The organism is Rhodosalinus sp. K401 (assembly GCF_041365735.1).
GTDB lineage: Bacteria > Pseudomonadota > Alphaproteobacteria > Rhodobacterales > Rhodobacteraceae > Rhodosalinus.
In genome coordinates this window covers 88,166-109,989 of record NZ_JBGFSI010000001.1, presented here as the reverse complement: position 1 = coordinate 109,989, position 21,824 = coordinate 88,166, and the positions used below count along the sequence as shown (strand labels likewise).

At 70.1% G+C, this 21,824-nt stretch carries 23 protein-coding genes and 1 tRNA gene; 10 read left to right on the top strand and 14 right to left on the bottom strand.

Annotated features, from left to right (window positions below; genetic code table 11):
- The first annotated feature begins 30 nt into the window (after nt 1–30).
- The 4 genes from AB6A66_RS00545 (at nt 31) to AB6A66_RS00530 (ending at nt 4,366) form a co-directional block, all read left to right on the top strand.
- Nucleotides 31–1,065 carry a cysteine synthase A gene (locus AB6A66_RS00545; protein WP_371054365.1) on the top strand — a complete coding sequence of 345 codons (1,035 nt, stop codon included), beginning with the start codon at nt 31–33 and terminating at the stop codon, nt 1,063–1,065.
- Between the two features lie 4 nt (nt 1,066–1,069).
- Nucleotides 1,070–3,460, top strand: coding sequence for a DUF3772 domain-containing protein (locus AB6A66_RS00540; protein ID WP_371054364.1), 2,391 nt, complete (start codon nt 1,070–1,072; stop codon nt 3,458–3,460).
- A 46-nt stretch (nt 3,461–3,506) separates the two neighbouring features.
- Nucleotides 3,507–4,229 (top strand): alanyl-tRNA editing protein, encoded by a 723-nt coding sequence (locus AB6A66_RS00535; RefSeq protein ID WP_371054363.1) that lies wholly within the window; start codon nt 3,507–3,509, stop codon nt 4,227–4,229.
- Nucleotides 4,230–4,276: 47 nt separating this feature from the next.
- A tRNA-Ser gene (locus AB6A66_RS00530) sits at nt 4,277–4,366 on the top strand.
- Between the two features lie 308 nt (nt 4,367–4,674).
- On the opposite strand, the gene AB6A66_RS00525 is transcribed toward AB6A66_RS00530, so the two are convergent.
- From AB6A66_RS00525 to AB6A66_RS00465, 13 genes are all read right to left on the bottom strand, one after another.
- Entirely contained in the window at nt 4,675–5,175 is a 501-nt protein-coding gene (locus tag AB6A66_RS00525) for a hypothetical protein (RefSeq protein ID WP_371054362.1), read from the bottom strand.
- 6 nt (nt 5,176–5,181) lie between these two features.
- On the bottom strand, nt 5,182–6,237 hold the full coding sequence (locus AB6A66_RS00520) for a phage portal protein (RefSeq protein ID WP_371054361.1): 1,056 nt from the start codon (nt 6,235–6,237) through the stop codon (nt 5,182–5,184).
- Nucleotides 6,237–6,956, bottom strand: a complete 720-nt coding sequence (locus tag AB6A66_RS00515) for an HK97 family phage prohead protease (protein ID WP_371054654.1) — start codon at nt 6,954–6,956, stop codon at nt 6,237–6,239. Before AB6A66_RS00515 ends, AB6A66_RS00520 begins: the two co-directional genes overlap by 1 nt.
- A complete protein-coding gene (locus AB6A66_RS00510; protein ID WP_371054360.1) occupies nt 6,956–8,227 on the bottom strand; it encodes a phage major capsid protein in 1,272 nt (423 codons plus the stop codon). Before AB6A66_RS00510 ends, AB6A66_RS00515 begins: the two co-directional genes overlap by 1 nt.
- Nucleotides 8,220–8,555, bottom strand: a complete 336-nt coding sequence (locus tag AB6A66_RS00505) for an HNH endonuclease (protein ID WP_371054359.1) — start codon at nt 8,553–8,555, stop codon at nt 8,220–8,222. Before AB6A66_RS00505 ends, AB6A66_RS00510 begins: the two co-directional genes overlap by 8 nt.
- Nucleotides 8,546–10,261 carry a terminase large subunit domain-containing protein gene (locus tag AB6A66_RS00500; protein ID WP_371054358.1) on the bottom strand — a complete coding sequence of 572 codons (1,716 nt, stop codon included), beginning with the start codon at nt 10,259–10,261 and terminating at the stop codon, nt 8,546–8,548. Before AB6A66_RS00500 ends, AB6A66_RS00505 begins: the two co-directional genes overlap by 10 nt.
- Nucleotides 10,258–10,722: a helix-turn-helix domain-containing protein gene (locus tag AB6A66_RS00495; protein WP_371054357.1), complete on the bottom strand. Its 465-nt coding sequence runs from the start codon at nt 10,720–10,722 to the stop codon at nt 10,258–10,260. The genes AB6A66_RS00500 and AB6A66_RS00495 overlap by 4 nt, the downstream gene beginning before the upstream one ends.
- A complete protein-coding gene (locus AB6A66_RS00490; RefSeq protein ID WP_371054356.1) occupies nt 10,719–10,934 on the bottom strand; it encodes a hypothetical protein in 216 nt (71 codons plus the stop codon). The genes AB6A66_RS00495 and AB6A66_RS00490 overlap by 4 nt, the downstream gene beginning before the upstream one ends.
- A 280-nt stretch (nt 10,935–11,214) precedes the next feature.
- Nucleotides 11,215–11,769, bottom strand: coding sequence for a hypothetical protein (locus AB6A66_RS00485; protein WP_371054355.1), 555 nt, complete (start codon nt 11,767–11,769; stop codon nt 11,215–11,217).
- On the bottom strand, nt 11,766–11,954 hold the full coding sequence (locus tag AB6A66_RS00480) for a helix-turn-helix transcriptional regulator (protein ID WP_371054354.1): 189 nt from the start codon (nt 11,952–11,954) through the stop codon (nt 11,766–11,768). Before AB6A66_RS00480 ends, AB6A66_RS00485 begins: the two co-directional genes overlap by 4 nt.
- A gap of 77 nt (nt 11,955–12,031) precedes the next feature.
- Nucleotides 12,032–12,670, bottom strand: a complete 639-nt coding sequence (locus AB6A66_RS00475; protein WP_371054353.1) for a hypothetical protein — start codon at nt 12,668–12,670, stop codon at nt 12,032–12,034.
- The gene (locus AB6A66_RS00470; RefSeq protein WP_371054352.1) at nt 12,667–13,914 is read right to left on the bottom strand and encodes a tyrosine-type recombinase/integrase; all 1,248 of its coding nucleotides are present in this window, start codon (nt 13,912–13,914) and stop codon (nt 12,667–12,669) included. The genes AB6A66_RS00475 and AB6A66_RS00470 overlap by 4 nt, the downstream gene beginning before the upstream one ends.
- Nucleotides 13,915–14,318: 404 nt before the next feature.
- A complete protein-coding gene (locus tag AB6A66_RS00465) occupies nt 14,319–14,885 on the bottom strand; it encodes a carboxymuconolactone decarboxylase family protein (RefSeq protein ID WP_371054351.1) in 567 nt (188 codons plus the stop codon).
- Nucleotides 14,886–15,242: 357 nt separating this feature from the next.
- Here AB6A66_RS00465 and AB6A66_RS00460 point away from each other — a divergent pair, with 357 nt between their 5' ends.
- Nucleotides 15,243–15,872 carry a TetR/AcrR family transcriptional regulator gene (locus tag AB6A66_RS00460; RefSeq protein WP_371054350.1) on the top strand — a complete coding sequence of 210 codons (630 nt, stop codon included), beginning with the start codon at nt 15,243–15,245 and terminating at the stop codon, nt 15,870–15,872.
- A 128-nt stretch (nt 15,873–16,000) separates the two neighbouring features.
- Nucleotides 16,001–16,360: a hypothetical protein gene (locus tag AB6A66_RS00455; RefSeq protein WP_371054349.1), complete on the top strand. Its 360-nt coding sequence runs from the start codon at nt 16,001–16,003 to the stop codon at nt 16,358–16,360.
- Nucleotides 16,361–16,372: 12 nt separating this feature from the next.
- Here AB6A66_RS00455 and AB6A66_RS00450 read toward each other — a convergent pair whose 3' ends face one another.
- On the bottom strand, nt 16,373–17,359 hold the full coding sequence (locus tag AB6A66_RS00450; protein ID WP_371054348.1) for a YeeE/YedE thiosulfate transporter family protein: 987 nt from the start codon (nt 17,357–17,359) through the stop codon (nt 16,373–16,375).
- Between the two features lie 529 nt (nt 17,360–17,888).
- On the opposite strand from AB6A66_RS00450, the gene AB6A66_RS00445 reads away from it, so the two are divergent.
- The 4 genes from AB6A66_RS00445 to AB6A66_RS00430 are packed head-to-tail and all read left to right on the top strand — an operon-like array spanning nt 17,889 to nt 21,824.
- On the top strand, nt 17,889–18,632 hold the full coding sequence (locus AB6A66_RS00445) for an acetoacetate decarboxylase (RefSeq protein WP_371054347.1): 744 nt from the start codon (nt 17,889–17,891) through the stop codon (nt 18,630–18,632).
- Nucleotides 18,633–18,648: 16 nt separating this feature from the next.
- Nucleotides 18,649–19,950: an NAD(P)/FAD-dependent oxidoreductase gene (locus AB6A66_RS00440; RefSeq protein ID WP_371054346.1), complete on the top strand. Its 1,302-nt coding sequence runs from the start codon at nt 18,649–18,651 to the stop codon at nt 19,948–19,950.
- Nucleotides 19,951–19,974: 24 nt separating this feature from the next.
- A complete protein-coding gene (locus AB6A66_RS00435; protein WP_371054345.1) occupies nt 19,975–20,766 on the top strand; it encodes a 3-hydroxybutyrate dehydrogenase in 792 nt (263 codons plus the stop codon).
- Complete coding sequence (locus AB6A66_RS00430; RefSeq protein ID WP_371054344.1) at nt 20,763–21,824, top strand: patatin-like phospholipase family protein; 1,062 nt, start codon at nt 20,763–20,765, stop codon at nt 21,822–21,824. The genes AB6A66_RS00435 and AB6A66_RS00430 overlap by 4 nt, the downstream gene beginning before the upstream one ends.

The following is a 21,824-nucleotide window of genomic DNA, read 5'->3' as shown; positions in this document are numbered from 1 at the left end:
GGGCGAAACAGCGTGAAGGGAGGGTGCCTCATGCGCGTGGCCGGGAATCTCGCCGATGCGATCGGAAATACGCCGCTCATCCGGCTCCACGGCCCGAGCGAGGCCACCGGCTGTGAGATCTGGGGCAAGGCCGAGTTCATGAACCCCGGCCAGTCGGTCAAGGACCGCGCGGCGCTCTGGATCATCCGCGACGCGGTGGAGCGGGGCGCGCTCGGCCCCGGGGGCACCATCGTCGAGGGCACGGCGGGCAACACCGGCATCGGGCTTGCGCTGGTGGGCGCCTCGATGGGCTTTCGCACCGTCATCGTGATCCCCGAAACCCAGAGCCAGGAAAAGAAGGACATGATCCGCCTTGCGGGGGCGGAGCTGGTGGAGGTCCCGGCCGCGCCCTACCGCAACCCGGACAACTACGTCCGCTATTCCGGCCGCCTGGCCGAACGGCTGGCGCAGTCGGAACCGCAGGGCGCCATCTGGGCCAACCAGTTCGACAACACCGCCAACCGCCAGGCCCATGTGGAGAGCACCGGGCCCGAGGTCTGGGCGCAGACCGAGGGGAAGGTCGACGGCTTCATCTGCGCGGTGGGCTCGGGCGGCACGCTGGCAGGCGTGGCAGAGGCGTTGCAGTCGAGGGGCGTCAAGATGGGCCTTGCCGACCCGATGGGCGCGGCGCTTTACAGCTACTACACCACGGGTGAGTTCAAGGCCGAGGGCAGCTCGATCACCGAAGGCATCGGGCAGGGGCGGATCACCGCCAATCTCGAGGGCTTCACGCCCGATTTCTGCTACCGGATCCCCGACGAGGAGGCGCTGCCGGTCGTCTTCGACCTGCTGGAGCAGGAGGGGCTGTGCCTCGGGGGTTCCTCGGGCGTCAACGTGGCGGGCGCCATGCGCATGGCGCGTGAGATGGGCCCGGGCCATACCATCGTGACGATCCTGTGCGACTACGGCACCCGCTACCAGTCCAAGCTCTACAACCCCGAGTTCCTGCGCGAGAAGGATCTGCCGATGCCGGGCTTCCTGACGCGCGCGCCGGCGTCGCTGCCGTCGGTATTCGAAGGGAAGTGAGCGCATGTCGAGATCCGCGTTCGGGATGATCCGCGCCACGGCGCTTGCCGCGGCCGTCCTTTTCTGGATGGTGGTCGGCGCGCTTGCGCAGGATGCCCCGGCGGGCCCCATCGATTACGAAAGCTGGGCCACGGTGGCCGATCGCGCCGAACAGGTCGTGGAGGCCGGGCGCGCGTCGAACGAGGCGCTGGAGGATCTTCGCGGGCAGATCGCGGAGTGGCGGATGCGCTTCATCGAGGCGCAGGACCAGAATGCCGCGCGGATCGCGACCCTGCGCACCCAGCTCGCCGCGCTCGGCCCCGTGCCCGAGGACGGCACCGAAAGCGATGAGATCGCCGCGCGGCGCGCCGAGTTGCGCACCCAGCTCGAGGGGCTGCTCGCACCGGTGCTCAGGGCCGAGGAAGCGTTCAAGCGCGCGGACGGGCTGATCCGCGAGATCGACGGCACGATCCGCCAGCGCCAGCTGCGCGAACTTCGCTCGCTCGGGCCCAGTCCGCTGAACCCGATCCACTGGCCGGATGCGCTGGAGGATCTGTCGCGCTCCGCGGTCGCGCTGCAGCGCGAATTCCGCGAAAACTGGGCGTCTCCCACCGTACGCGCGCAGATGCGCGACCGCGCGCCCGTGACGCTCGGCATGATCGCCGTGGGGCTTCTGCTTGCGCTGCGCGGCCCGCGCTGGGTTCGGATCGCCGGCGCGCGGCTGCGACAGAGCACGCGGCGCGGCACCGGCGTGTGGACCACGCTGGTCTCGCTGGGGACCATCATCCTGCCGCTCGTGGGCTTTTCCACCATCGTGCTGGCGCTGCGTGACGGGGGCGGGGCCGGGGTGCGCGGCGAGCTTCTGCTGTCGCTGCTGCCGGGCGCGGCGGCGCTGCTTCTGGGCTATCGCTGGATCGGTCTGCGCCTTTTCAGTCAGCACGAGCGCGAGGCGATCATCCCGATCGAGGGCACCGCGCGCTTCGAGGCGCGGTGGTACACGTCTGCGCTGGCTCTTCTGATGGTCCTGCACCTGATTCTGGGCCGCATCATCGAACTGGAGAACTACGCGCCCGAATCCGTTTCCGTCCTCGCCTTTCCCGTGATCGCCCTCGTCGGGCTCGTGCTTTTCCGGCTGGGGCAGATCCTGTCGAACTACAGCGCGGAGCCCGAAGATGATGGCGAAGAGGTCTTTCATCACCGGCTGATCCGCCTCGCGGGCCGGATTTCCATGGTGGTCGCCGTCGCCGCACCGGTGCTGGCCGGCATCGGCTACCGCGCCGCGGCGGAGGTGATCTACCCCTGGGTGCTCACCCTCGCGATCGCGGGGATCGTGCTGATCCTCCAGCGTTTCGTGCGCGACGTCTACCGGCTCGTCACCAAGCGGACCGAGGCCGATCCGGAGGGCCTGATTCCGGTCATGCTGGGAATGCTGTTGAGCCTTCTCGCGCTGCCGTTCATCGCGCTCGTCTGGGGCGCGCGCGTGGCCGATCTGACCGAGTTCTGGGCGACGCTGCGCGAGGGGGTCGTCCTCGGCGAGACGCGCATCACGCTCAGCGATTTCCTCACCCTCCTGATCGTCTTCCTGCTGGGTTATCTCGGAACGCGCCTGCTGCAGGGCACGCTGCGCAACTCCATCCTGCCCAAGACGAAGATCGACGTGGGCGGGCGCAACGCCATCGTCTCGGGCGTGGGCTATGTGGGCATCTTTCTCGCAGGTCTGCTTGCCGTCTCCGTGGCGGGGATCGATCTCAGCGGTCTCGCGATCGTCGCGGGCGCGCTCTCGGTCGGCGTGGGCTTCGGGCTGCGGACGATCGTCGAGAACTTCGTCTCGGGCATCATCCTGCTGATCGAGCGCCCGGTCTCCGAGGGCGACTGGATCGAGGTCAACGGGCAGATGGGATATGTGCGCGCGATCTCGGTGCGCTCCACCCGCATCGAGACGTTCGACCGCACGGACGTGGTGATCCCCAACGCCGATCTCGTCTCGGGGGTGGTGACGAACTGGACGCGCGGGAACACGATCGGCCGCGTGATCGTGCCCGTGGGCGTGGCCTACGGCACCGACACCCGCAAGGTGGAAAAGATCCTCATGGACGTGGCCGAGGATCATCCCATGGTGCTGGTCAATCCACCGCCCGCCGTTCTCTTCAAGGGCTTCGGCGACAATTCCCTGGATTTCGAGATCCGCGCCATCCTGCGCGACGTGAACTGGATGCTTTCGGTCCATTCCGACATGAACCACGACATCGCCCAACGCTTCGCCGAGGAGGGGATCGAGATTCCCTTCCCGCAGCGCGACGTGTGGCTGAAAAACCCCGAGACGCTGCTCAAGGGCGCGCCGCCGCCCCCCGCGGCGGCCTCTCCCGACGAAAGCACGCCGCAGGACGGCGGGTCCCCCGTCGCGCGCGAGGCCTGAGGCAGAGGCCGCCGCGCCCCCCAATCCTAAGGAGACCGACAGGCCCATGACACGTCTTCTCTACCGCGAGGACCCCTACCTCAAGACCGCCCCCGCCCGCGTCGCGGCGGTGACGCCCGAGGGCGGCGTGGTGCTCGACGCCACGCTCTTCTATCCCACCGGGGGCGGGCAGCCGGGCGACAGCGGAACGCTCGAATGGGAGGGTGGGGCGCTGCGCGTGGCCACAACCGTCAAGGGCGAGGGGGACGCGATCGTGCTCGTGCCTGACGATGGCGACGCGGCGCGACCGCCGGTGGGCGCGGCGGTCGTGCAGACCCTCGACTGGGCGCGGCGGCACGCGCACATGCGGGTGCACACCGCGCTGCATCTGCTGTCGGTGGTCCTGCCGCTGCCGGTCACGGGCGGCGCCATCGGCGAGGGCAAGGGCAGGCTCGATTTCGACATGCCCGAGGCGCCCGAAGACAAGGCCGCGCTCGAGGCGGAGCTCGACACGCTGGTGGCACGCGATCTTCCCGTGACCGAGGACTGGATCACCGACGAGGAGCTCGCCGCGAAACCCGGCCTCGTCAAGACCATGTCGGTCGCCCCGCCCAGCGGCGCGGGGCGGGTGCGTCTCGTCCGGATCGGCGCGGGCGAGGACCAGGTGGATCTTCAGCCCTGCGGCGGCACCCATGTGGCGCGCACCGGCGAGATCGGGGGGCTGCGCCTCGGCAAGATCGAGAAGAAGGGCCGCCAGAACCGACGCGTGACGCTGCACCTCGCCGACTGAGCGCCCCCTTGCATCGCGCGCGCGCCTGAGGCAAACACCATCTCCACGGAGAGGTGGCCGAGCGGTCGAAGGCGCACGCCTGGAACGCGTGTAGGCGGGAAACCGTCTCCAGGGTTCGAATCCCTGTCTCTCCGCCACTACATCTAGATTTCGCATTTATTATCAATATCTTAGTCGGACCTTTCGGCGGCGCGGGCCCGTTCTACCCGCCTACGCGCGATGCGAGCCCCGCGCTGGCAGGCCCCCGAGCAGAACACCGCGTCCGCCCGCAGATCGTCGGAGATCGGCCCGCCGCAATGCCGGCAGCTCCGCCCGGCCCGTGCCTCCCGCCGCGCCTCGGAGACCAGCCCGTTGAGGACGGCGTTCTTGCACTTGACCGAACAGAACGCGCGCCGCGGGTGCGCGTTGTCTGGGAGGCGCACCCCGCAATGCTCGCAGTAGCGCCTTAGATCGAGCGGGTCGCCAGCCATGCCGCCTCGCCCTCGCTGGCCTCGCGCATCCGCGCCAGGCGCATGTGATGTGATGACCTGCAAAGCGCGCCGCAGAACTTGCGATGCCCCTCGGGCAGCTTCTCGTGACAGTGGATGCATCGGGTCCGCTCGATCAGCACGCCGCCCTCGATCGTGTGCTCCGGTTGCCCCTCATACCAGTCCGGCCGGGTCGCCCGGACGCGGCGGAGCACCTCGTCCATCATGTCGCAGGCGACCAGGTGCGCATCGATCCAGCGCCAGCCTTGCAGGCAGAGATCGGACCGGATCGCGTGGCGGAGCGGTCCCTCGAGCCCGAGAAGCGTTGCCGTCGCGCCCGCCTCCTGGGCGAGACACACGACGCGGCCGAGCTCGGCCACGAGCGCGTCGTAGCGATGCCGCCCGAGCTGCCCGCGAAGCGCGTCACGCTGGCGGCGGGCACGGCGGCGCAGTTGCCGGGCGAGCTCGGGCGATGCCATCAGCACCTACTCGCGCTCCGCCCAGCCCACGAGCCGGAGCGCGGCCTCGGGATCGATGCCCTCGGCTTTCGCCTGGGAAAGCGCGGTGATGATCGCGGACATGGCGCGAGCGCGCCCGCCGGTGTCGAACGCTTGCAGGGGCCGCATCACGTCGAGCGCCACGCGCCCCCCCAGCTTTGCGGAGGCTTCCTCGGCGATCAGGCCGGCGATCGGCTGGAGCGTCCAGGTCGCAAGGTGCCGCTCGGCCTCCCGGATCACCGGCCCGGTTGCCGAGCGGTTGTGGATCGCGGGCAGGACGCCGAACGCCTGGGAGATCGCGGCGCGCGCGGCCTCGAGCGTGTCTGTCGCCATCGATCGCTCGAGGTTGGGCGTGAGGTCGTCGGGACGCCGATTCTCTCCAGGATGCAGCCCGGCCGCCGCCGCCTGGGCCGCGCCCTCGATCACCAGCACCGATCCACGCCGCCCGCGGAAGGCGTCCCGCAGGTTCGCCATGTCGTCCGCCGAGCCCTCGGGCAGCGGCACGATCTGGCTCCCGAGCGGCATGGTCTCGAAGGTCTCGGCGAGCGCGGCCTCGAGCGTGTGCAGGAGCCCGGCCGTCAGGCTCGCGCGGCGAAGCGGCGCGGTCCCGATCCAGGGCTGTGCCGGATCCGCGCCGATGCGGACGTGCAGCACCTCCGCCGCGAGCGCCGTCATCGAGCGCCCGCCCCCCGCTTCCGGGATCGAGAGCCGGTAGGCGGTCGGCCGCCCGTCCGCCGTCTTCACGTCCCAGTCGATGCAGGGGATCAGCCGATCCCGGATGAGCCACAGCGCCTCGCCGCGGAGCGCCAGGCAGCGCGCGGTCCGGGCCAGCGCCGCCCTGTCGAGAAGGTCGGTCCCGGCCACGTCCGCCGCCGCCAGCGCGTGCTCCCACATAGAGACGCAGCTCTGCGCCGTGGCGGTGAGCTCGGCGAGCCCGCGGGCGCCGGAGATGTAGGCTTCGCGTGCCTGGATCACCTCCGCGGTAAAGCCCCCGGCCCGCGTCTCGGGCGCCGGCTCGGTCTTTCTCTTGAATGGCCAGATCATCACGCTCTCCATCGATTGACTGCGCGTTGCAGCCCCGCGTCGGGCCGCTCGTCCCGCGGCGACCTCGTTTGTCGCAACTTGCAACAAACGAGGTCACCCGCGACGACCGCGCCGCCGCCATGTGGGCGGCCGAGGATCGCGAACGCTTTGAGGCCATGCGCGCCGCCCAGCCCCGCGTCGGGCCGCTCGTCCCGCGGCGACCAGCGCCGCGCCTCCACTTGCGCCTTCGCCTCGCCGTAGGCCGGCCAGGTGACGAGGCTCAGCTCGTAGAGCAGCGCCTTCCGGACCGTGCGGAGGATCGTCTCGCCCTCGGAGCGCACGTCCTCGGCGCCCGGATCGTCGGCCAGCCGGAAGCCCGGCGAGACGCCCCGGATCAGCCCCGCCTCGAGCCCGCCCAGCACGTCCGCGACATAAGGCGCCGCGCGGAGCTGCGCCCCGATCTCGGCGGTGAAGGTGAGCGCGTCCTCGCGGTCCTCGATCTCGAGCGTCCCGGCCTCGCGGGACGCGAGCGGCCGGTCGGGATCGTGCCCGACCAGCAGCCAGATGTTCTCGCCCGCCTCGATCCTGGGCGAGAAGGCGCGTGGGGCGACGGTCTCCATCCGCCGCCGCCCCAGCGTCGTCGCGATTCCATAGGGAAAGCGCCCGGCCAGCCGGACGCCCCCCGATGCGAGGCGGCGCAGCTCGAGCCCGCCGCCGTCTGCCACGCCGCCCCAGAGCATCACGTCGCCGCCTGGATGCCGGTCAGCACCTCGAGCTGCGCCGGGCGGGCCACCGTGATGTCCACCGTCGCCAGCGCGGTGAGCCGCAGCCCGCCCGAGGTCGCGTCCGAGTAGGGATCGCGGATCAGGTCCACCGCGCCCCAGGTGCCGATGAAGAACGGCGCCACGCCGCCGCTGTTCGTCGTGAGCAGCGCCGTCGCCGCGGCCGGCGAGCCGGACGGCGCGGCCAGCGCGTTGGCGCTCATGGCGATGTTGCCCGCGGGCACGTTCTTCACCAGGCGGTCCCACTCGGTGACGCCCGAGCCGGTGTCGAACCACTCGCCGTCGAGGACCGCGTAGGTCTCGGGACGGATCAGCAGCCGCACACCGGACGGCGCGGAAACCGCGTTGGCGGTCATGAATCGCACGATCGCGTCCCGGAAGGCGCCCCAGGTCGCCGTCGCGTCGATCGCCGTGGAGGTCAAGCCGTAGGTGCCCGCCCCGGCGATCACGCCCAGCGGCTCGCCGGCCGAGCCCGCGCCCAGGAACGCGGCCTTGTCGAGCTCGGCGGCGATCGCGCCCGCCATGTCCCGCCGCACCGCCTGCTCCAGCGCCGCTCCCGACTGCTTCATCGCCTTGCGGGTGATCTTCATCGTGATCCCCAGCGTCTGGTCCGGCGACAGGTTGCGGTCGGTCGTGGCGTAGACGGTCGGCCCGGCGACCGTGCCGGTCTCGCCGTCCGCCCAGCCCGCCGAGACGGCCGAGGTCGTCACCGGCCACTCGGCCTGACCGCTGGCGATCTGGATCATCTGCCCGCCCAGGCGCGCCGCGACAGACTGCGGAAAGAGCCTGTCGATGATCGGCCGAGTCATCACCGGGTCCGGCGTGCCCGAGGCGACGGTCTCGCCCACGCGCTGCTCGAGCGCCTCCCAGGGCACCGGGACGCCGCGATAGCCGCCCTTCTCGCGCAGCTCCTGCACGATCTCCGCCGTCTGGCCCTCGAGGACGCGCCCCTCGTCCAGCGCGAGCGCGACCTGGCGCATCTCGAAGCCAGCGAGCATGTCGGCCCATTCGCGGCCGTCGCGGGTCTCGAGCTCCTGCCCGGCCGCCCGGCGCTCCTCCTCCTCGGCGATGAGCGCGGCGCGCAGCTTGCGCTCGTTGTCGCCATACTCCTTGTCCAGCGCGTCGATCTTCGCGCGCGCCTCGTCGGTCAGGGCCTCGGCCCCGGCCAGCTCGGCGAGGGCTTGGCGCACCTCGCTCTGCCGGCGTTGGATCTTGACGGATTCAAGCATTGGATTCCCTTTCGTGCTCGATCGGTGTTTTCAGTAGGTTGCGCCACGCCGCCCGGCGTGGATCGGGCGGCGCGTGGCCGCACTCGATTCTGGTTTTTTTCGTGTGGCAGGCCGCGCATAGCGCCTGGAGGTTCGCGGGGTCGTAGGCGCGCTCGGGCGCGGACCTGACGGGCTCGACGTGATCCACCTCGAGCCGCCCGCGCGCGCCGCAGGACCGGCAGCGGTAGCCGTCCCGCTCGAGGATCGCCGCGCGGAGCGCCTTCCAGCGCGGGCCGCGGGTGACGCGCCGAGAGTGACGGATGTATTCGCTGTCGCGCTTCACGCCCATGCCAGCCTCGCTTTCTGGCGCGGCCGGGCCGCGATCCGGGCGCCCTCGGCCACCGCGAGCACAGTCGCGGCGGCGGCGTCGATGCGGCCGTAGCTGCGGGCCTTGGCCAGCTTGATGTTGTTCGCCGGATCGCGGAGGCACACGGCGTCGGCAAACGCCGAGCGGAGCAGCAGGGAAGGCAGTGCGCGGACCTGGCCATCGAAGCAGGCCCGCCGGAAGCGTTCCGCGTCTTCGTTCCCGTCGCGGAAGCCCATTCCGCGCCAGATCACCGGCGCGCGGATCCCGGCGCGGGCCAGCGCCTCGGAGAGCTGGGCCTGTTTGAATCGGTCCGCCACGATTGCGGCTATGGGCTGGTCCACGACGCGGGACATGATCTCGGCCAGCCAGGGCGCGACCGGGACGGTGCGCTCGCCGATCGTGAAGAGCTCGCCCCGCTCGGCCATTTCTTCGTAGCGCCGCGCAACGCCGTCATGCTGGCCGCGATCGAGGAGCGACGGCTGCGAGGGGAAGGACGCCACGGCCTCGAGGCGGCCGCTGTCGGGCCAGTAGAAGGCCGCCGCGGTCATGCTCGCCGAGTCGCCCAGGTCGATCCCGATCACCACCGCGCCCTCGCGGGGCGGGAGCTCCGTCACCTCGCAGCTCAACCATTCGTCAACAGTGAGCAGGAGATCGCGCGTCTCGCCGGAGACTCTCTCATTCCGATTGTAGAGCCTGAACGTGGTGAGCGCGGATCCGCCGCGGGCGATCGCGCGCTGCGCCTGTGCCTCGAGCCAGTCGAGCGAGGCGCCGATGCCATGCTCGGCGCCGGGGTTCGCCAACAGCAGCGAGTCCCGGTCGTCGGCAGGCAAGCCGGGCGGCGGTCGATGTTCCTGCACATAAGTGCCGGCCGGCGGCTCATCGAGCCAGCGCGAGAAGGGATGGGTATCGTCCGGCGCGCTCGTAGAGATCAGGAAGGCCCGGCCGCCCCGCTTGCCAAGGCCGCTTAGAAGCGCGTGCTCGAGCTCGTCGCCCTTGTCGAGCTGCCAGTGACCTCTCTCGTCCAGGATGGCGAGGTTAGGCGCCCCGCCGAGCGCGCTCTTGCCGTCCGCCGCGATGCAGCGCAGAACGTGCCCGCCGCCGTCCCCGTCGAACTCGATCTCGAGCCTCGGGAACTTGCGGAAGGTGAGCGCGCGCTGGACCTCGGGCGGGAGCGAGGCCGCGAATCCGCAGGCGAAGTCCCATACGATCCTCGCCTGGTCGCGGGTGCGCGCGGCCACGACGATCTCGCGCCGCGGCTGAGAGTCCCAGGCGCCGAGAAGCGCGCCGAGGGCGAGCCCGCCCGTCAGTGCCGACTTGCCGTTTCCGCGCCCGATCGAGAGACAGGCCGCCGTGACGTCCGGCGCGAGCGCGCCGCGCACAAACCGATCTTGGAACGGCGCCAGGCGCACCGGCTTCCCGGCGTTCGGGCCTTCCGGGATCGAGAGCCGTTGCAAAAAGTGCATGGCTCGGTCGGGGGCGGGCGCGTCGGGCAGCTCCTCCCAGATTGCAAATTCTGCTAACTTGGGGGTTCGGTTTTGCAAACCTCCGGGAATCCCGGCATTGGGACCATCCCAAAAGAGGTTGGGCTGGCGCGGATCGGTCTCAGGCCGCACCGGCGGCGGCGCGGCGGGCTCGAGCTGCGAACCGTCCGCGCGCACCCACTTCCTGGGGCTCAGCTCTCCGCTCATTCGCTTCTCCTTCTCTGCGAATGCGGCGGTGCGGCCGGGCGCCAGTCGTCGGTCGCTTCCTCCTCCGGTAGAGTTATGGCCATGACGAGATCGTCGTAGGCGCTCGGTGCCCTATCTTCCCTTTCTGCGGCAAATCCTGCCCCACCCTCATCGGCAAATCTTGCCGCCCCCCGCAGGTTGTATCGGTTGCGGAGATAGCGACGGCCGAGGTCGGTCCGAACCTTTCTGTGGAAAGTAGCCAAGAGGCCCGCCTTCTCGAGCGCGCGGAGCGAGAGACGGATCGTCCGCTCGGCGAGCCCGGTCTTCTCGGCCAGGCGCGCGAGCGACGGATCGCACCGCCCGGTCTCCTGGTTGTGGCAGTGGGCCAGCGCGATCAGCGTCAGCGCGGCGCTCGGCGTGAGGTCGCCGCCCCGGCCGTAGGCGATCTCGTTGAATGCCCAGTTTATCGCGCGGATGCTCATTGCTCGATCACCTCCACGTCCTCGGGCGCGGCCAGCGCCTCGGCCACGATCTGGCGCATGATCCCGGCCTGGCGCCGCGTCGGCCGCCAATTGCGGTTGCGGGCGCGCATGGCGATGCCCTCGGCGAACTGGCGCTCCCAATCATTCAGGCCGGCGCGGAAGGTGGCGCGCCGCAGATACCAAACCAGGCGCTCCAGCTCGTCCTCGCTCATCATGCTTAATCGGTTTATCTCTCCCAAGTTGGGAGAGATCATTCGCCTCGACCCACGCCCCGAACGCCCGGTCATCTGCGATCCCCTTGCACATACTGGAGAAAGGCGCGCTGGTTCTCGGGGCTCATTGCCTCAAAGGCCGCGAGGCAGACCGCCTTTCGGTAGCTCTCGTGCGCGGTCGCCGCCCATCTGTGGGCCTCAGCCATCGTCCCGCACCAGGCGGAATCCGGCACGAGCCGCCAGGCGGGCTCGGCGAACGGCTGTCGCGTCATGGGGCCGGTCATGCCCTCACTCCCCGATACCGTGCCGCGGCGCGGCTGAGCGCGGGCGCCTGGGCGGGCGCGCGGTGATCGTGCCCGATCCCGTCGAACAGCCAGCCCGCGGCCTCGCAGACGGCGGCGCGGAGGTCGCTTGGCGCGGTGCCAATCGGCCAGCCGGCCGCGTAGGCGAAGCGCCAGCGGCTCCAGTATTCATCCTCGGCGGGGTCGCGGGTGAGGCGCAGGACCGGGCGCTCGCCGTGATCGATCTCGAAGGCGTCGAATGCCTCGCCCTCCACCGTCACGGCCACGCTCGCGCCCTCGAGGACCGGCCCGATCGGGAGGCTCATCTCGTCACTATCGCCACCGGGCCAGCGCGGCGCCGTCACGATCACGGTCTGCGGCACCACCGCCAGCGAGGCCAGCCGCTCGATCTCCAGCTCGGCCGCGCGGAGAAGCGCGTCGAGCTTCGGGTCGTCGTCGGGAAAGTCGAGGCGAAGATGTGCCTTCGCCTCGGTAAGAGACGTCGCCGTGCCCGTGGCGCGGGCGGTGCGTTCGATGCGGAGAAAACCCGTCATGCGACGGCCTCCGCCTTCTCGGCCTCCCAAGCCTCAAGGTCGCTGAGTTTCCACCGGGTGCAGCCGGGGGACAGCCGGATAGGCAGCGGCATGTCCGGGCGCTCGCGTGTCCAGCGCCAGATGGTGTTGCGCGCCACGCCGTAGCGGGCGGCGAGGTCAATATCGCGGAGGAAGGTTTCGGGCATGGCTGGCTCCCCTTGTTACAGGGAGAGACAAGCCCAACCGGCGGTGCGTTGTGAAAGGCAGTAAAATCCGCCGGGTTTTATTCTCGCAGTGCCGCGCGTTGGCGATAGAGCTTCTCGAAGTAGCGGGCGCGGCTTTCCTCCTCGGCCCGCCCCTCGCCCGCGGCCGCATCACGGGCGGCTTGCGGGATCGACGCGCCACCTGCCACCGCCAGCCGCATCGCGTCGAGGTGCTGGACAACGTTGCGCCAGGGCGGCGTGGCAGACGGCCGGCCTGGCGGCTTCCGCGCCGGCTCCAGGCAGCTCAGGATGCGCCAGCACTCGCGCGGGCTCTTGCCGGCGAGCTCCGCCTGTTCGTAAAGGCGCTCGAACCTCGCCCTCTGGTCCGGGTCCGGGCTTCTCAAGCCGCGCAGGAAATTGTTGAGCGGCCCGAGCTCGCCCGCCTCGAGGCGCGCGGCGATCTCCGCGAACACGCCAGGCTGCGGATCTAGACGCGCCGCCAGCCGCGCGCGCTCGGCCTCGTAGATGCCCGCAATCTTGAGCCGGTCGATCTCGCGCAGCGCGGCCTTGTCGGCCTCTTCGCAACTTGCGAATTGCAGTAAGGACGAACGCGCCGCGCGGCCTTTCCATACAATCGCCTCCAGGTCGATCTCGTCACAGGCCGCGATCCGATACTCGCTCATCGTCATTCGCTCATTGTAGCGCGGCTCATCGCTCATCGCGCGGCCTCCATGTGAATCACCTTGGCGCCCGCCTCGCCTTTGAGGAACCGGCCCCACGCGGCCATCATCGCACGGCGCTTCTCGATCATGTCGCTGCGCCGGTAAGCGCGCTCAACGGTGCTCCCGACCGTGTGCGCCAGAGCGAGCTCGGCCATATCCCGCTCGTAGTCCGTGCGCTCCGCAGTCCAGTCGCGGAAGGTCGAGCGCAGCCCGTGCGGGACGGCCGGACGCCCCGAGCGCGGGTCGAGATAGCCGCCGTCACGCGCCTCGTGAATCCGCCTCATGGCGGCGCTGAGCGCCATGTCGGAGAGCGGCCCGCCCCGCGCGGCCGGGAAGATGAAGGCGCTGCCCTGCATCCGTGGCAGCGCCTTCAATAGCGCCACCGCCTCGGCCGTGAGCGGGACGCGGTGCTCTTTCCTCGCCTTCATGCGCTCGGCCGGGATGATCCAGAGCCCGGCCTCGAGGTCGAGCTCGCGCCACGTCGCGCCGCGAACTTCGCCGGATCGGGCGGCCGTCAGCGCCGCGAACTCGAGCGCGCGGGTTGCCATGCCCTCCCGGCCGCGCAGATCGGCGAACCAGGCGGGCGCGTCGTCCAGGGCGAGCGAGGGGTAGTGCTTCACCTTCGCCACCTTGCCCGGTTTCGGTAGAACGGCGTCCAGATTGCCGCGCCAGCGCGCCGGATTGTCGCCCTTCCGGTGCCCGGCCACGGTTGCCCAGGACAGCACGGCCTCGATCCGGCCGCGCAGCCGCGATGCCGTCTCGGTCTTGGTGGCCCAGATCGGCTCGAGGACGCGGAGCACGTCCCGAACGTCGATCTCCGCCACGCCCATGTCGCCGAGGATCGGGATCGCATAGGTGTCGAGTGTGGCCCGCCATTGCTTGCGGTGCTTCTCGCTTCGGAACTCGGCCGTGCGCGCCTCGAGCGTCCGCTCCATCGCCTCGGCGAAGGTGAGCTGGCGCCGATCGGCCAGAGGATCGCCGCCCTCCCAGATCACCTGCTTGATCGCGCGCGCCCGATCTCGCGCCTGGGCGAGTGTCACGTCCGGATATGGCCCGAGCCCGAGCTCGCGCCGCCGGCCCTTGATCGTCACTCGCAGAAGCCAGGAGCGCGCCCCGGTCCGCGTCACCTGGAGCTGGAGTCCGTCCACCCCGCCCACGGCCACGTTGTGATTGCCGCCCGTGCCGGGATGCGCGATCCTGCGCACCTCCGCGGCCGAGAGCTCTTTCGCTTTCCTTGGCATGGCGATTTCCTTCCTACCCGCCAAAAGACAATGGCATCGGCTGCGATCCATCGCAACAGGGTGTTACAGGAAATCGGCTAAGACATTGGCGCTACAGCCTCAAATGATACTTGGCGAAACATGCTGTTACACGGCCTAGGCCGCCTGTCTCTCCGCCACCTTCACCATTGCGAACTCGTTCTCCCGATCCGGCTGCGGCCGGATTGGTTCTTTTTTTTAAGGTTTATGCGGGATGCGCTGAGCAATGGCATAGTCGCGGGAAGGCCAGGATGCTCGGTGCGATCGCGATGGTCCACTGGAGGCGGGTGAATTTCCTGCCGACCGAGAGCCACCCGATGGGCGGCATGGAATTTCAGCTGGTCCTGCGCGCGACCGCCCCGGCCTAGGCCGGGGCGGGCCGCTCGTCAGGCCGCCTCGAAGGGGGCGAACACATCGTCGATGGGCGTCGCGGCAAGGTGGTTGACGTAGTTTGAAAACGTCTTGCAGGCGATCGCGAGAACGACGCCGAGCACCTGTCTTTCGCCGTAGCCTGCGGCGAGGAAGGCGTCGACCGCCGCCTTCCCCGGGTTGCCGCGCGAGACGACCATCGCCTCGGTGAAGGCGGCCACAGCTTGCAGGTCCGGGTCCGGCAGCGGCCGGCCATCGCGCAGGGCGGCGAGGGAGTCGGCCGGGACACCTGATTTCTTGTCGGCGATCATCGAGTGGGCGGCGGTGCAGTAGTGGCATCCGTTCACCCGGCTGATCGTCAGGAACACCGTCTCCTGCTCGGCGGGGGAGAAGCCCGATTGCGAGCGGAAGTCGTCATAGGTCCGCAGGTAGCCGTCGAGCACCGGAGGCAGCTTGGCCATGTAGGTATACATGTTGGGCAGGAAGCCGAGGTTCTGCTTCGCGCCAGCCATGAGCGCGTGGGCCTCGCCATCGGTATTTTCGGGGTCGGCGGGCTCGATATCGAGCAAGGGAGCCTGTGCCATGAGCGTCTCCTGTCATTTCAGAACATTCGTTCTGTAACTTGCCGGGGCACGTCGATCCACCTATTTTTGAAATGGTCGTTTCAAAAAGAGGTGATCCATGGGGGAGGCGCGGGTCCGCGGCCGGCCAAGGGGGTTCGACGAGGGCCGGGCCCTCGACGCGGCGGTGCGGCTGTTCCGGGCAGAGGGCTNAGCGCGTGGGCCTCGCCATCGGTATTTTCGGGGTCGGCGGGCTCGATATCGAGCAAGGGAGCCTGTGCCATGAGCGTCTCCTGTCATTTCAGAACATTCGTTCTGTAACTTGCCGGGGCACGTCGATCCACCTATTTTTGAAATGGTCGTTTCAAAAAGAGGTGATCCATGGGGGAGGCGCGGGTCCGCGGCCGGCCAAGGGGGTTCGACGAGGGCCGGGCCCTCGACGCGGCGGTGCGGCTGTTCCGGGCAGAGGGCTACGACGGCGCCTCGGTGGACAGGCTGTGCCGCGAGATGCGGGTGCCGCGCGCGACCCTTTACGACCGGTTCGGTGGCAAGGAGGGGCTCTTTCTGGCGGCGGTCGCCCGCTACGCGGATACGCGGATCGCGCCGGTGCTCGCTGCGCTGGGGCCGGCGGGCGCGCTGCGCGAGGATCTCACGGCATTCTACGAGGCCGTGATTGCGCTCGCGACGGCGGACCGGGAGGAGGCGCCGGGCTGCCTCGTCTCCTGCGCCCTTGCGGACGCTGCGGGCGCACATCCCCGCTTCCGTGGCGAGCTCGCGGCGCGCTACGATGCGATGGAGGAGCGGATTACCGCAAGACTCAAGGCCGCCGAATGGGACGGGCGGGCCACGACGTCCCCCGAGTCAGCGGCCGCTCTCGCCGCATCGATCGCCCGCGGCCTCATTCTCGCGGCGCGCTCGGGCGCGGGAACGGCCGAGTTGCGCCCGACCGCGGAGGCGGCCGTTCGCGCGCTTCTCACGCTCCATCACGAGGGGACGCTGGGTCACGGCTGAGCGGGCCGCTCGCGCCAGTTCACGATCCGGTTCGCGGTATGGCGCGGGCGTCGCCTCTCTGCGAGGCTCTCCGGCGCAACTGCAATAACGATGGATCGGACACCGTTATGCCCCTCGCCAGACGTGACTTGCTCCTGACCGCCGGCATCGCCGCAGCCCTTATCGCGGCCACGCTGCTCGGCGCGACCGAGGCGCTCGGCGCCCATCCGGTCTGGGCGATGCAGACCGGCTCCATAGGCGCGGCCGGAGGCGCGGCGGCGTTCCTGGGCCTGCGCCTCGCGGGTGTCCCGCCCCGCGGAATCCTTCTGCTCGGTGGGGCGGCGCTGGTCGCGGCCTGCCTTGCCGTCCACTTCGGCAAGGCCGCCTTCGCCGCGTCCTTCGCGGAGAACGTCATGGCGGGGCGTGCGTGGTATCTGGGCTGGTTCGCCGTCGCCGGGGCGGCCTGTCTCGTCCTCTCCGGCGCCCTCGCTCACGTCCTGCGGCGCTGAAGCGGGCCTGCGTCACGGGACGGCGCGGCAGACATCCGCCTCGCAGCGTATGCGCGGCAGGCGCGCGCCCGTCCGTCGCATCGCCCCGAGCGTCAGGAGAATCCCGGCCACGATGGCGAGCCACGTGGGAAGGGCATGGGGTGACAGCGACGGCAGGCCGAACAGGATCAGCCCGTCGTTGCCGCCGGGGATCAACGCCGCGCCCGCGCCCATCGTCGCACCGGCGACGAGGTGCCGGAGGGCGGCTCGGGGCCTCGGGCGCCGCAGCCGGAAACTGCCGCGCAAGGCCGCCGAGCCGAACATGCCGGCGAAGGCCGCGCCCGAGAGCAGCCACAGCAGATCCGGCGCGCCGCAATGCGCTGCCGCCCCTGCCTGCGCCGTGCAGAGGGCGGTCGAGGTGAAGGACCATGGCACGCCCGCCAGCAGGAGTGCGGCATAGGCGGCGGCCATGACGAGCACGGCGAGCGAGAGCGGCCAGGCCGCCGCACCGCCAGGCCCCAGCCCGTCGCGCCGCAGGCGAAGTGCGAGGCGTATCCCTTCCGCGCCGATCCAGACGACCGCCGGCAGCGCCAGCCAGGCGGGCAGGGTCATGGACCGCTCCGTCACCGGCGGACCGGCTGCGACATAGGCGAGCGCGGCCATGCCGGCGAGCCAGCCGAGCGGGGCGAAGGCCATGGCCACGCGCCCCTCTGCGAGCCGCGCGAAGGTCGACAGCGCACAGGCGCCGTTCAGCGCCGCGCCCATGCCGAAAAGTAGCCCACCCACCAGCGTCATCCAGTCCAGCGGGTGGGCGGCGAGCGGCGGCGCATGGCCGGCCGCCGTCGCGAGCGCGAGGAAGCTCGTCGTCCAGAGCGACGCCTTGAGGAAGGACCAAAGGATATGCCCGCGCCGGGTCGTCAACACTTCGGCCACGGCCCGCACGGTGCACAGACCGCCCCGGTGTGCCGCCGCGCCGAGCAGGGCGGCGACGGCCAGCGCGAGCGCCAGGCCCGCCGTCATTCCGGGTCCCTCCTGGATGGGGCGACCGGGCGGTCCGACTCGCTGCCTCTGCGGGGCGTTGGGTTCTGCATGGCGGGTCCTCTCCTGCCTCCAGTATGGACGCCCTCGCACGCATGGACAGCGGCCCTGAAACGAGGCGCCAAGGATCGTGAGGCGAAGTGATCCAGTGCACGGCGATGCGGTGGGAAGCGCGATGGCGACCGCGCCGAGGGCAGGCCTGTCTTGCGACGGTCGGGACGGGGAGATCGTGCCGGCCACCCGGGACACCTGCTCCGGGGCTTTTTTTTGGGGGGGGCAGGGGGTCGCGGGGCGGCCGACGACGTCAGCTTACGCCAGGTGCGCGGACTGGGGCCAATCAGCTTCGTTCACGAACCCGCGGCGGGATCGTGTTTTCGGAGTGATGTTTCAGGCCGTGGCGCGGCCGTGAAGAGAGTTGTGTGGCTCGCTTCCCGGACGTTGCGATAGCGCATTGGAGGAAAGACACACCCGGCCCGGCCCTGGGCCCCTTCAGACGCAGCGAGCCTGAGACATGACGGAAGACGAAATCCTGGACCGCGCGGGCATGCCGCCGGGAAATCCGAGCTACCCGTTCGGACCCTACCGTTTCATCGATCGCCAGTATTTCATGGTGATCTACGAGACCGACGCGGAAGCGATCCGCGCCTGGCTGCCCGAGCCGCTGGAGCCCGATGGCTCCGGCACGGTCGTCTACGAGTGGATCGACATGCCCGACAGTTCCGGTTTCGGAAGCTACCGCGAGTCGGGTCTGGTCATCCCCGCCACGCTGGACGGCGTTCCCGTCAATTACACCGCGATGATGTTCCTCAACGACGAGCCGCCGATCACCGCCGGGCGCGAGATCTGGGGCTTTCCCAAGCGCTGGGGCGAGCCCACGCTCGACGTGCGCGCCGACACGCTGACCGGCACGCTCGCCTATTCCGGCGAGAGGGTCGCGATGGGCACGATGGCCTACAAGCCCGAGCGGCTCGCCTGCGACCCGGAGGAATGCGCGGCCCGGATCGCCAAGACCACCGTGAACCTCAAGCTTCTGCCCTGCGTCACCGGCCGGACCCTGGTCGCGCAAATCGTGGCCTTCGAGATGACCGACATTCACGTGAAGGGCATCTGGCGCGGGCCGGCGCGTCTGCACCTCGTGCCCCATGTCCACGCACCCCTAGCCGACCTGCCGGTGCGCCGCGTGGTCGAGGGCCAACACGTGATCGCCGACATGACCCTGCCATACGGCCGGGTCGTCCACGACTATCTCGCCTGACCGCAAGGAGCCCGCCATGACCGACAGCCAGACCGCCGCGTCGCCGCGTGATGCCGACACGGAGACCGGGCAACGCCCCCGCGTCGTGATCGTGGGCGCGGGCTTCGCCGGCCTCTCGGCCGCCAGGGCGCTGGCCCGCGCACCGGTCGATCTCACCGTGATCGACCGGCACAACTACCACCTTTTCCAGCCGCTGCTCTACCAGGTGGCGACGGCTGCGCTGACGCCGGCCGAGATCGCCGAGCCGATCCGCGGCGTCCTGCGCTGCCAGGATAACGCGCGGGTGTTCATGGACGAGGTGACGGGCATCGACACCGGGGCCCGCTGCGTCCACACGAAGCGCGGCGCGCGCGTGGGCTACGACACGCTCGTGCTCGCCACCGGCGCGCGGCACTCGTATTTCGGCAAGGATCACTGGGCCGCGCACGCGCCAGGCCTCAAGACGATCGACGACGCCTTCCACCTGCGCCAGCGCATCCTGTCGGCCTTCGAGAAGGCCGAGATGGCCGAGGACTCCGAGGACCGCGCGGCGCTGCTGACCTTCCTGATCGTGGGCGGCGGGCCGACCGGGGTGGAACTGGCCGGCGCGATCGCCGAACTCGCCCGCTCCGTCGCCCGCGATTTCCGCCGGATCGACGCCACGAGCGCGCGGGTGGTCCTGCTCGAGGCGGGGCCGCGGGTGCTGTCGCCTTTCCACCCCGACCTGTCGGCGCGCGCCCGGCGCGACCTCGAGGAGCTGGGCGTGGAGGTGCGCACCGGCACGCCCGTCACGGAGATAGCCGAGGGCGTCGCGGTGGTCGGCGAGGAGCGGATCGCGACGGGCACGATGATCTGGGCGGCGGGAGTGCAGGCCTCGCCGGCCGCGCGCTGGCTCGGCGTCGAGCCGGGCCGGGGCGGACATGTCCCCGTCGGCCCCGACCTGACGGTGCCGGGCCATCCCGAGATCTACGCCATCGGCGACACCGCCGCGCATGTCCCCGACGGCGCCGACCGGCCGCTGCCCGGCGTGGCGCCGGTCGCCAAGCAGATGGGTGCCTATGTCGGACGGCGCATCGCGCGCAGCGCAGCGGGAAAGGCGCCCGGCGGTCCGTTCCGTTTCCGCGGGCGCGGCGCGATGGCCACCATCGGGCGCAACCGCGCCATCGCCCAGATGGGACGGCTCCGGGTCCGCGGCTTCCCGGGCTGGATGCTCTGGGGGCTCGCCCACGTCTATTTCCTGATCGGCTTCCGCAATCGCCTCGCCGTGCTGATGAACTGGACCTGGGCCTACGCCACCTGGCAGCGCGGCGTGCGCCTGATCACCGGCGCACAGATCTGAAAATTCATTCAAGGAGACGACAGGATGAACGAACGAACGGGCCAGGGCACCGCCCTCGTCACCGGCTCGTCGAGCGGCATCGGCCTCGGCATCGCCCATGCGCTCGCCGCGGCAGGCCACGACGTGATGCTCAACGGGATCGAGGCGGAGGCGGACGTCGCGGCGCAGCGCGACCGGCTGGCCGAGACCCATGGCGTGCGCACCGCCTATGCCCGCGCCGACCTGACCGACCCGCACGCGGTGGACGACCTCGTCGGCGAGGCGGAAGACAGGCTGGGACCGATCACCGTGCTGGTGAACAATGCCGGCGTGCAGCATGTGGCCCCCATCGGCGAGTTTCCCGACGACAAGTGGGAGCTCATCCTCGCGCTCAACCTCTCCGCCGCCTTCCGCGCGATCCGCGCGGTCGTGCCGGGGATGACCGCGCGCGGCCACGGCCGGATCGTCAACGTCGCCTCGGCCCATGGCCTTGTCGCCTCGCCGGGCAAGGCGGCCTATGTCTCGGCAAAGCATGGCCTTCTGGGTCTGACCAAGACCGCGGCGCTGGAGACGGCCGAGCACGGCGTGACCGTCAACGCGATCTGCCCGGGCTATGTCTGGACGCCGCTGGTGGAGAGCCAGATCCCCGACACGGCGAAGGCTCGCGGCATGACCGAGGCGGAGGTGAAGCGCGACGTGCTGCTCGCCGCCCAGCCCACGCGGGAATTCGCCACGACGGCTCAGATCGGCGCACTTGCGGCCTTCCTGTGCTCCGACGCGGCGGCCCAGATCACCGGCGCGGCGCTGCCCGTCGATGGCGGGTGGACGGCGCAATGACACTGCACCCCGTGAGAAAAGCCGAGCCCAAGCCCGTGAACCTCGCGCTGCAGGGGGGCGGCGCGCATGGCGCCTTCACCTGGGGCGTCCTCGACAAGCTGCTGGAGGACGGGCGGCTCTCCATCGCTGGCATCTCCGGTACTTCGGCCGGCGCCTTCAACGCCGTCGCCGTGGCTGCCGGCACGACCGAAAACGGGCCGGAGGGCGCACGCGAGCGGCTGGAGGGCTTCTGGCGGTCGGTGTCGAGGGCCGCACGCGTCAGCCCCATCCAGCGCTCGCCGTGGGATATGTGGCTCGGGAAGTGGAGCCTCGATCACAACCCTGCCTATCTCGCCTTCGACGCGATGACCCGGATGGTCTCGCCCTACCAGCTCAACCCGATGAACATGAATCCGCTGCGCGACATCCTCGAGGCCGCGGTCGATTTCGAGAGCGTGCGCGCCTGCGACGCCTTCAAGCTCTACATCTCGGCCACCAACGTGGAAACCGGCAAGGTCAAGGTGTTCCCGCGCGAGCAGCTGACGGCCGACATGGTGATGGCCTCGGCCTGCCTGCCCTTCGTCCATCAGGCGGTGGTGATCGACGGCGTGCCCTACTGGGACGGCGGCTACATGGGCAATCCCGCGCTCTTTCCCTTCCACGGCCAGACCGGCACCGATGACGTGGTGGTGGTGCAGATCAATCCGATCGAGCGCCGTGGCGTGCCCCGAACACCGCAGGAGATCCAGAACCGGCTGAACGAGATCAGCTTCAATGGCAGCCTGCTGAAGGAGCTGCGCGCGATCGATTTCGTCGACCGGCTGATCGACGAGGGCAAGCTCTCGACCGAGCATTATCGCAAGGTCCGGGTGCATATCGTCCAGAACGAGGATGCGCTGAAGCCGCTTGGCGCGTCCTCGAAGATGAACGCCGAATGGGCCTTTCTCACCCATCTGCGTGATCTCGGCAGAGAAACGACCGCCCACTGGCTCGACGCGACCTGGGACGCGATCGGAGAGCGTTCCAGCGTCGATCTGCGCGCGATGTTCCAGGGGATCGGCGCGCAGCATCAGGGCTGA

Bases quoted from the DNA above. Each gene is read 5' to 3' on its own strand.
- AB6A66_RS00545 (WP_371054365.1), top strand. From the start codon at position 31: ATGCGCGTGGCCGGGAATCTCGCCGATGCGATCGGAAATACGCCGCTC.
- AB6A66_RS00540 (WP_371054364.1), top strand. From the start codon at position 1,070: ATGTCGAGATCCGCGTTCGGGATGATCCGCGCCACGGCGCTTGCCGCG.
- AB6A66_RS00535 (WP_371054363.1), top strand. From the start codon at position 3,507: ATGACACGTCTTCTCTACCGCGAGGACCCCTACCTCAAGACCGCCCCC.
- AB6A66_RS00525 (WP_371054362.1), bottom strand. From the start codon at position 5,175: ATGGCATCGCCCGAGCTCGCCCGGCAACTGCGCCGCCGTGCCCGCCGC.
- AB6A66_RS00520 (WP_371054361.1), bottom strand. From the start codon at position 6,237: ATGATCTGGCCATTCAAGAGAAAGACCGAGCCGGCGCCCGAGACGCGG.
- AB6A66_RS00515 (WP_371054654.1), bottom strand. From the start codon at position 6,956: ATGCTCTGGGGCGGCGTGGCAGACGGCGGCGGGCTCGAGCTGCGCCGC.
- AB6A66_RS00510 (WP_371054360.1), bottom strand. From the start codon at position 8,227: ATGCTTGAATCCGTCAAGATCCAACGCCGGCAGAGCGAGGTGCGCCAA.
- AB6A66_RS00505 (WP_371054359.1), bottom strand. From the start codon at position 8,555: ATGGGCGTGAAGCGCGACAGCGAATACATCCGTCACTCTCGGCGCGTC.
- AB6A66_RS00500 (WP_371054358.1), bottom strand. From the start codon at position 10,261: ATGAGCGGAGAGCTGAGCCCCAGGAAGTGGGTGCGCGCGGACGGTTCG.
- AB6A66_RS00495 (WP_371054357.1), bottom strand. From the start codon at position 10,722: ATGAGCATCCGCGCGATAAACTGGGCATTCAACGAGATCGCCTACGGC.
- AB6A66_RS00490 (WP_371054356.1), bottom strand. From the start codon at position 10,934: ATGAGCGAGGACGAGCTGGAGCGCCTGGTTTGGTATCTGCGGCGCGCC.
- AB6A66_RS00485 (WP_371054355.1), bottom strand. From the start codon at position 11,769: ATGACGGGTTTTCTCCGCATCGAACGCACCGCCCGCGCCACGGGCACG.
- AB6A66_RS00480 (WP_371054354.1), bottom strand. From the start codon at position 11,954: ATGCCCGAAACCTTCCTCCGCGATATTGACCTCGCCGCCCGCTACGGC.
- AB6A66_RS00475 (WP_371054353.1), bottom strand. From the start codon at position 12,670: ATGAGCGATGAGCCGCGCTACAATGAGCGAATGACGATGAGCGAGTAT.
- AB6A66_RS00470 (WP_371054352.1), bottom strand. From the start codon at position 13,914: ATGCCAAGGAAAGCGAAAGAGCTCTCGGCCGCGGAGGTGCGCAGGATC.
- AB6A66_RS00465 (WP_371054351.1), bottom strand. From the start codon at position 14,885: ATGGCACAGGCTCCCTTGCTCGATATCGAGCCCGCCGACCCCGAAAAT.
- AB6A66_RS00460 (WP_371054350.1), top strand. From the start codon at position 15,243: ATGGGGGAGGCGCGGGTCCGCGGCCGGCCAAGGGGGTTCGACGAGGGC.
- AB6A66_RS00450 (WP_371054348.1), bottom strand. From the start codon at position 17,359: ATGACGGCGGGCCTGGCGCTCGCGCTGGCCGTCGCCGCCCTGCTCGGC.
- AB6A66_RS00445 (WP_371054347.1), top strand. From the start codon at position 17,889: ATGACGGAAGACGAAATCCTGGACCGCGCGGGCATGCCGCCGGGAAAT.
- AB6A66_RS00440 (WP_371054346.1), top strand. From the start codon at position 18,649: ATGACCGACAGCCAGACCGCCGCGTCGCCGCGTGATGCCGACACGGAG.
- AB6A66_RS00435 (WP_371054345.1), top strand. From the start codon at position 19,975: ATGAACGAACGAACGGGCCAGGGCACCGCCCTCGTCACCGGCTCGTCG.
- AB6A66_RS00430 (WP_371054344.1), top strand. From the start codon at position 20,763: ATGACACTGCACCCCGTGAGAAAAGCCGAGCCCAAGCCCGTGAACCTC.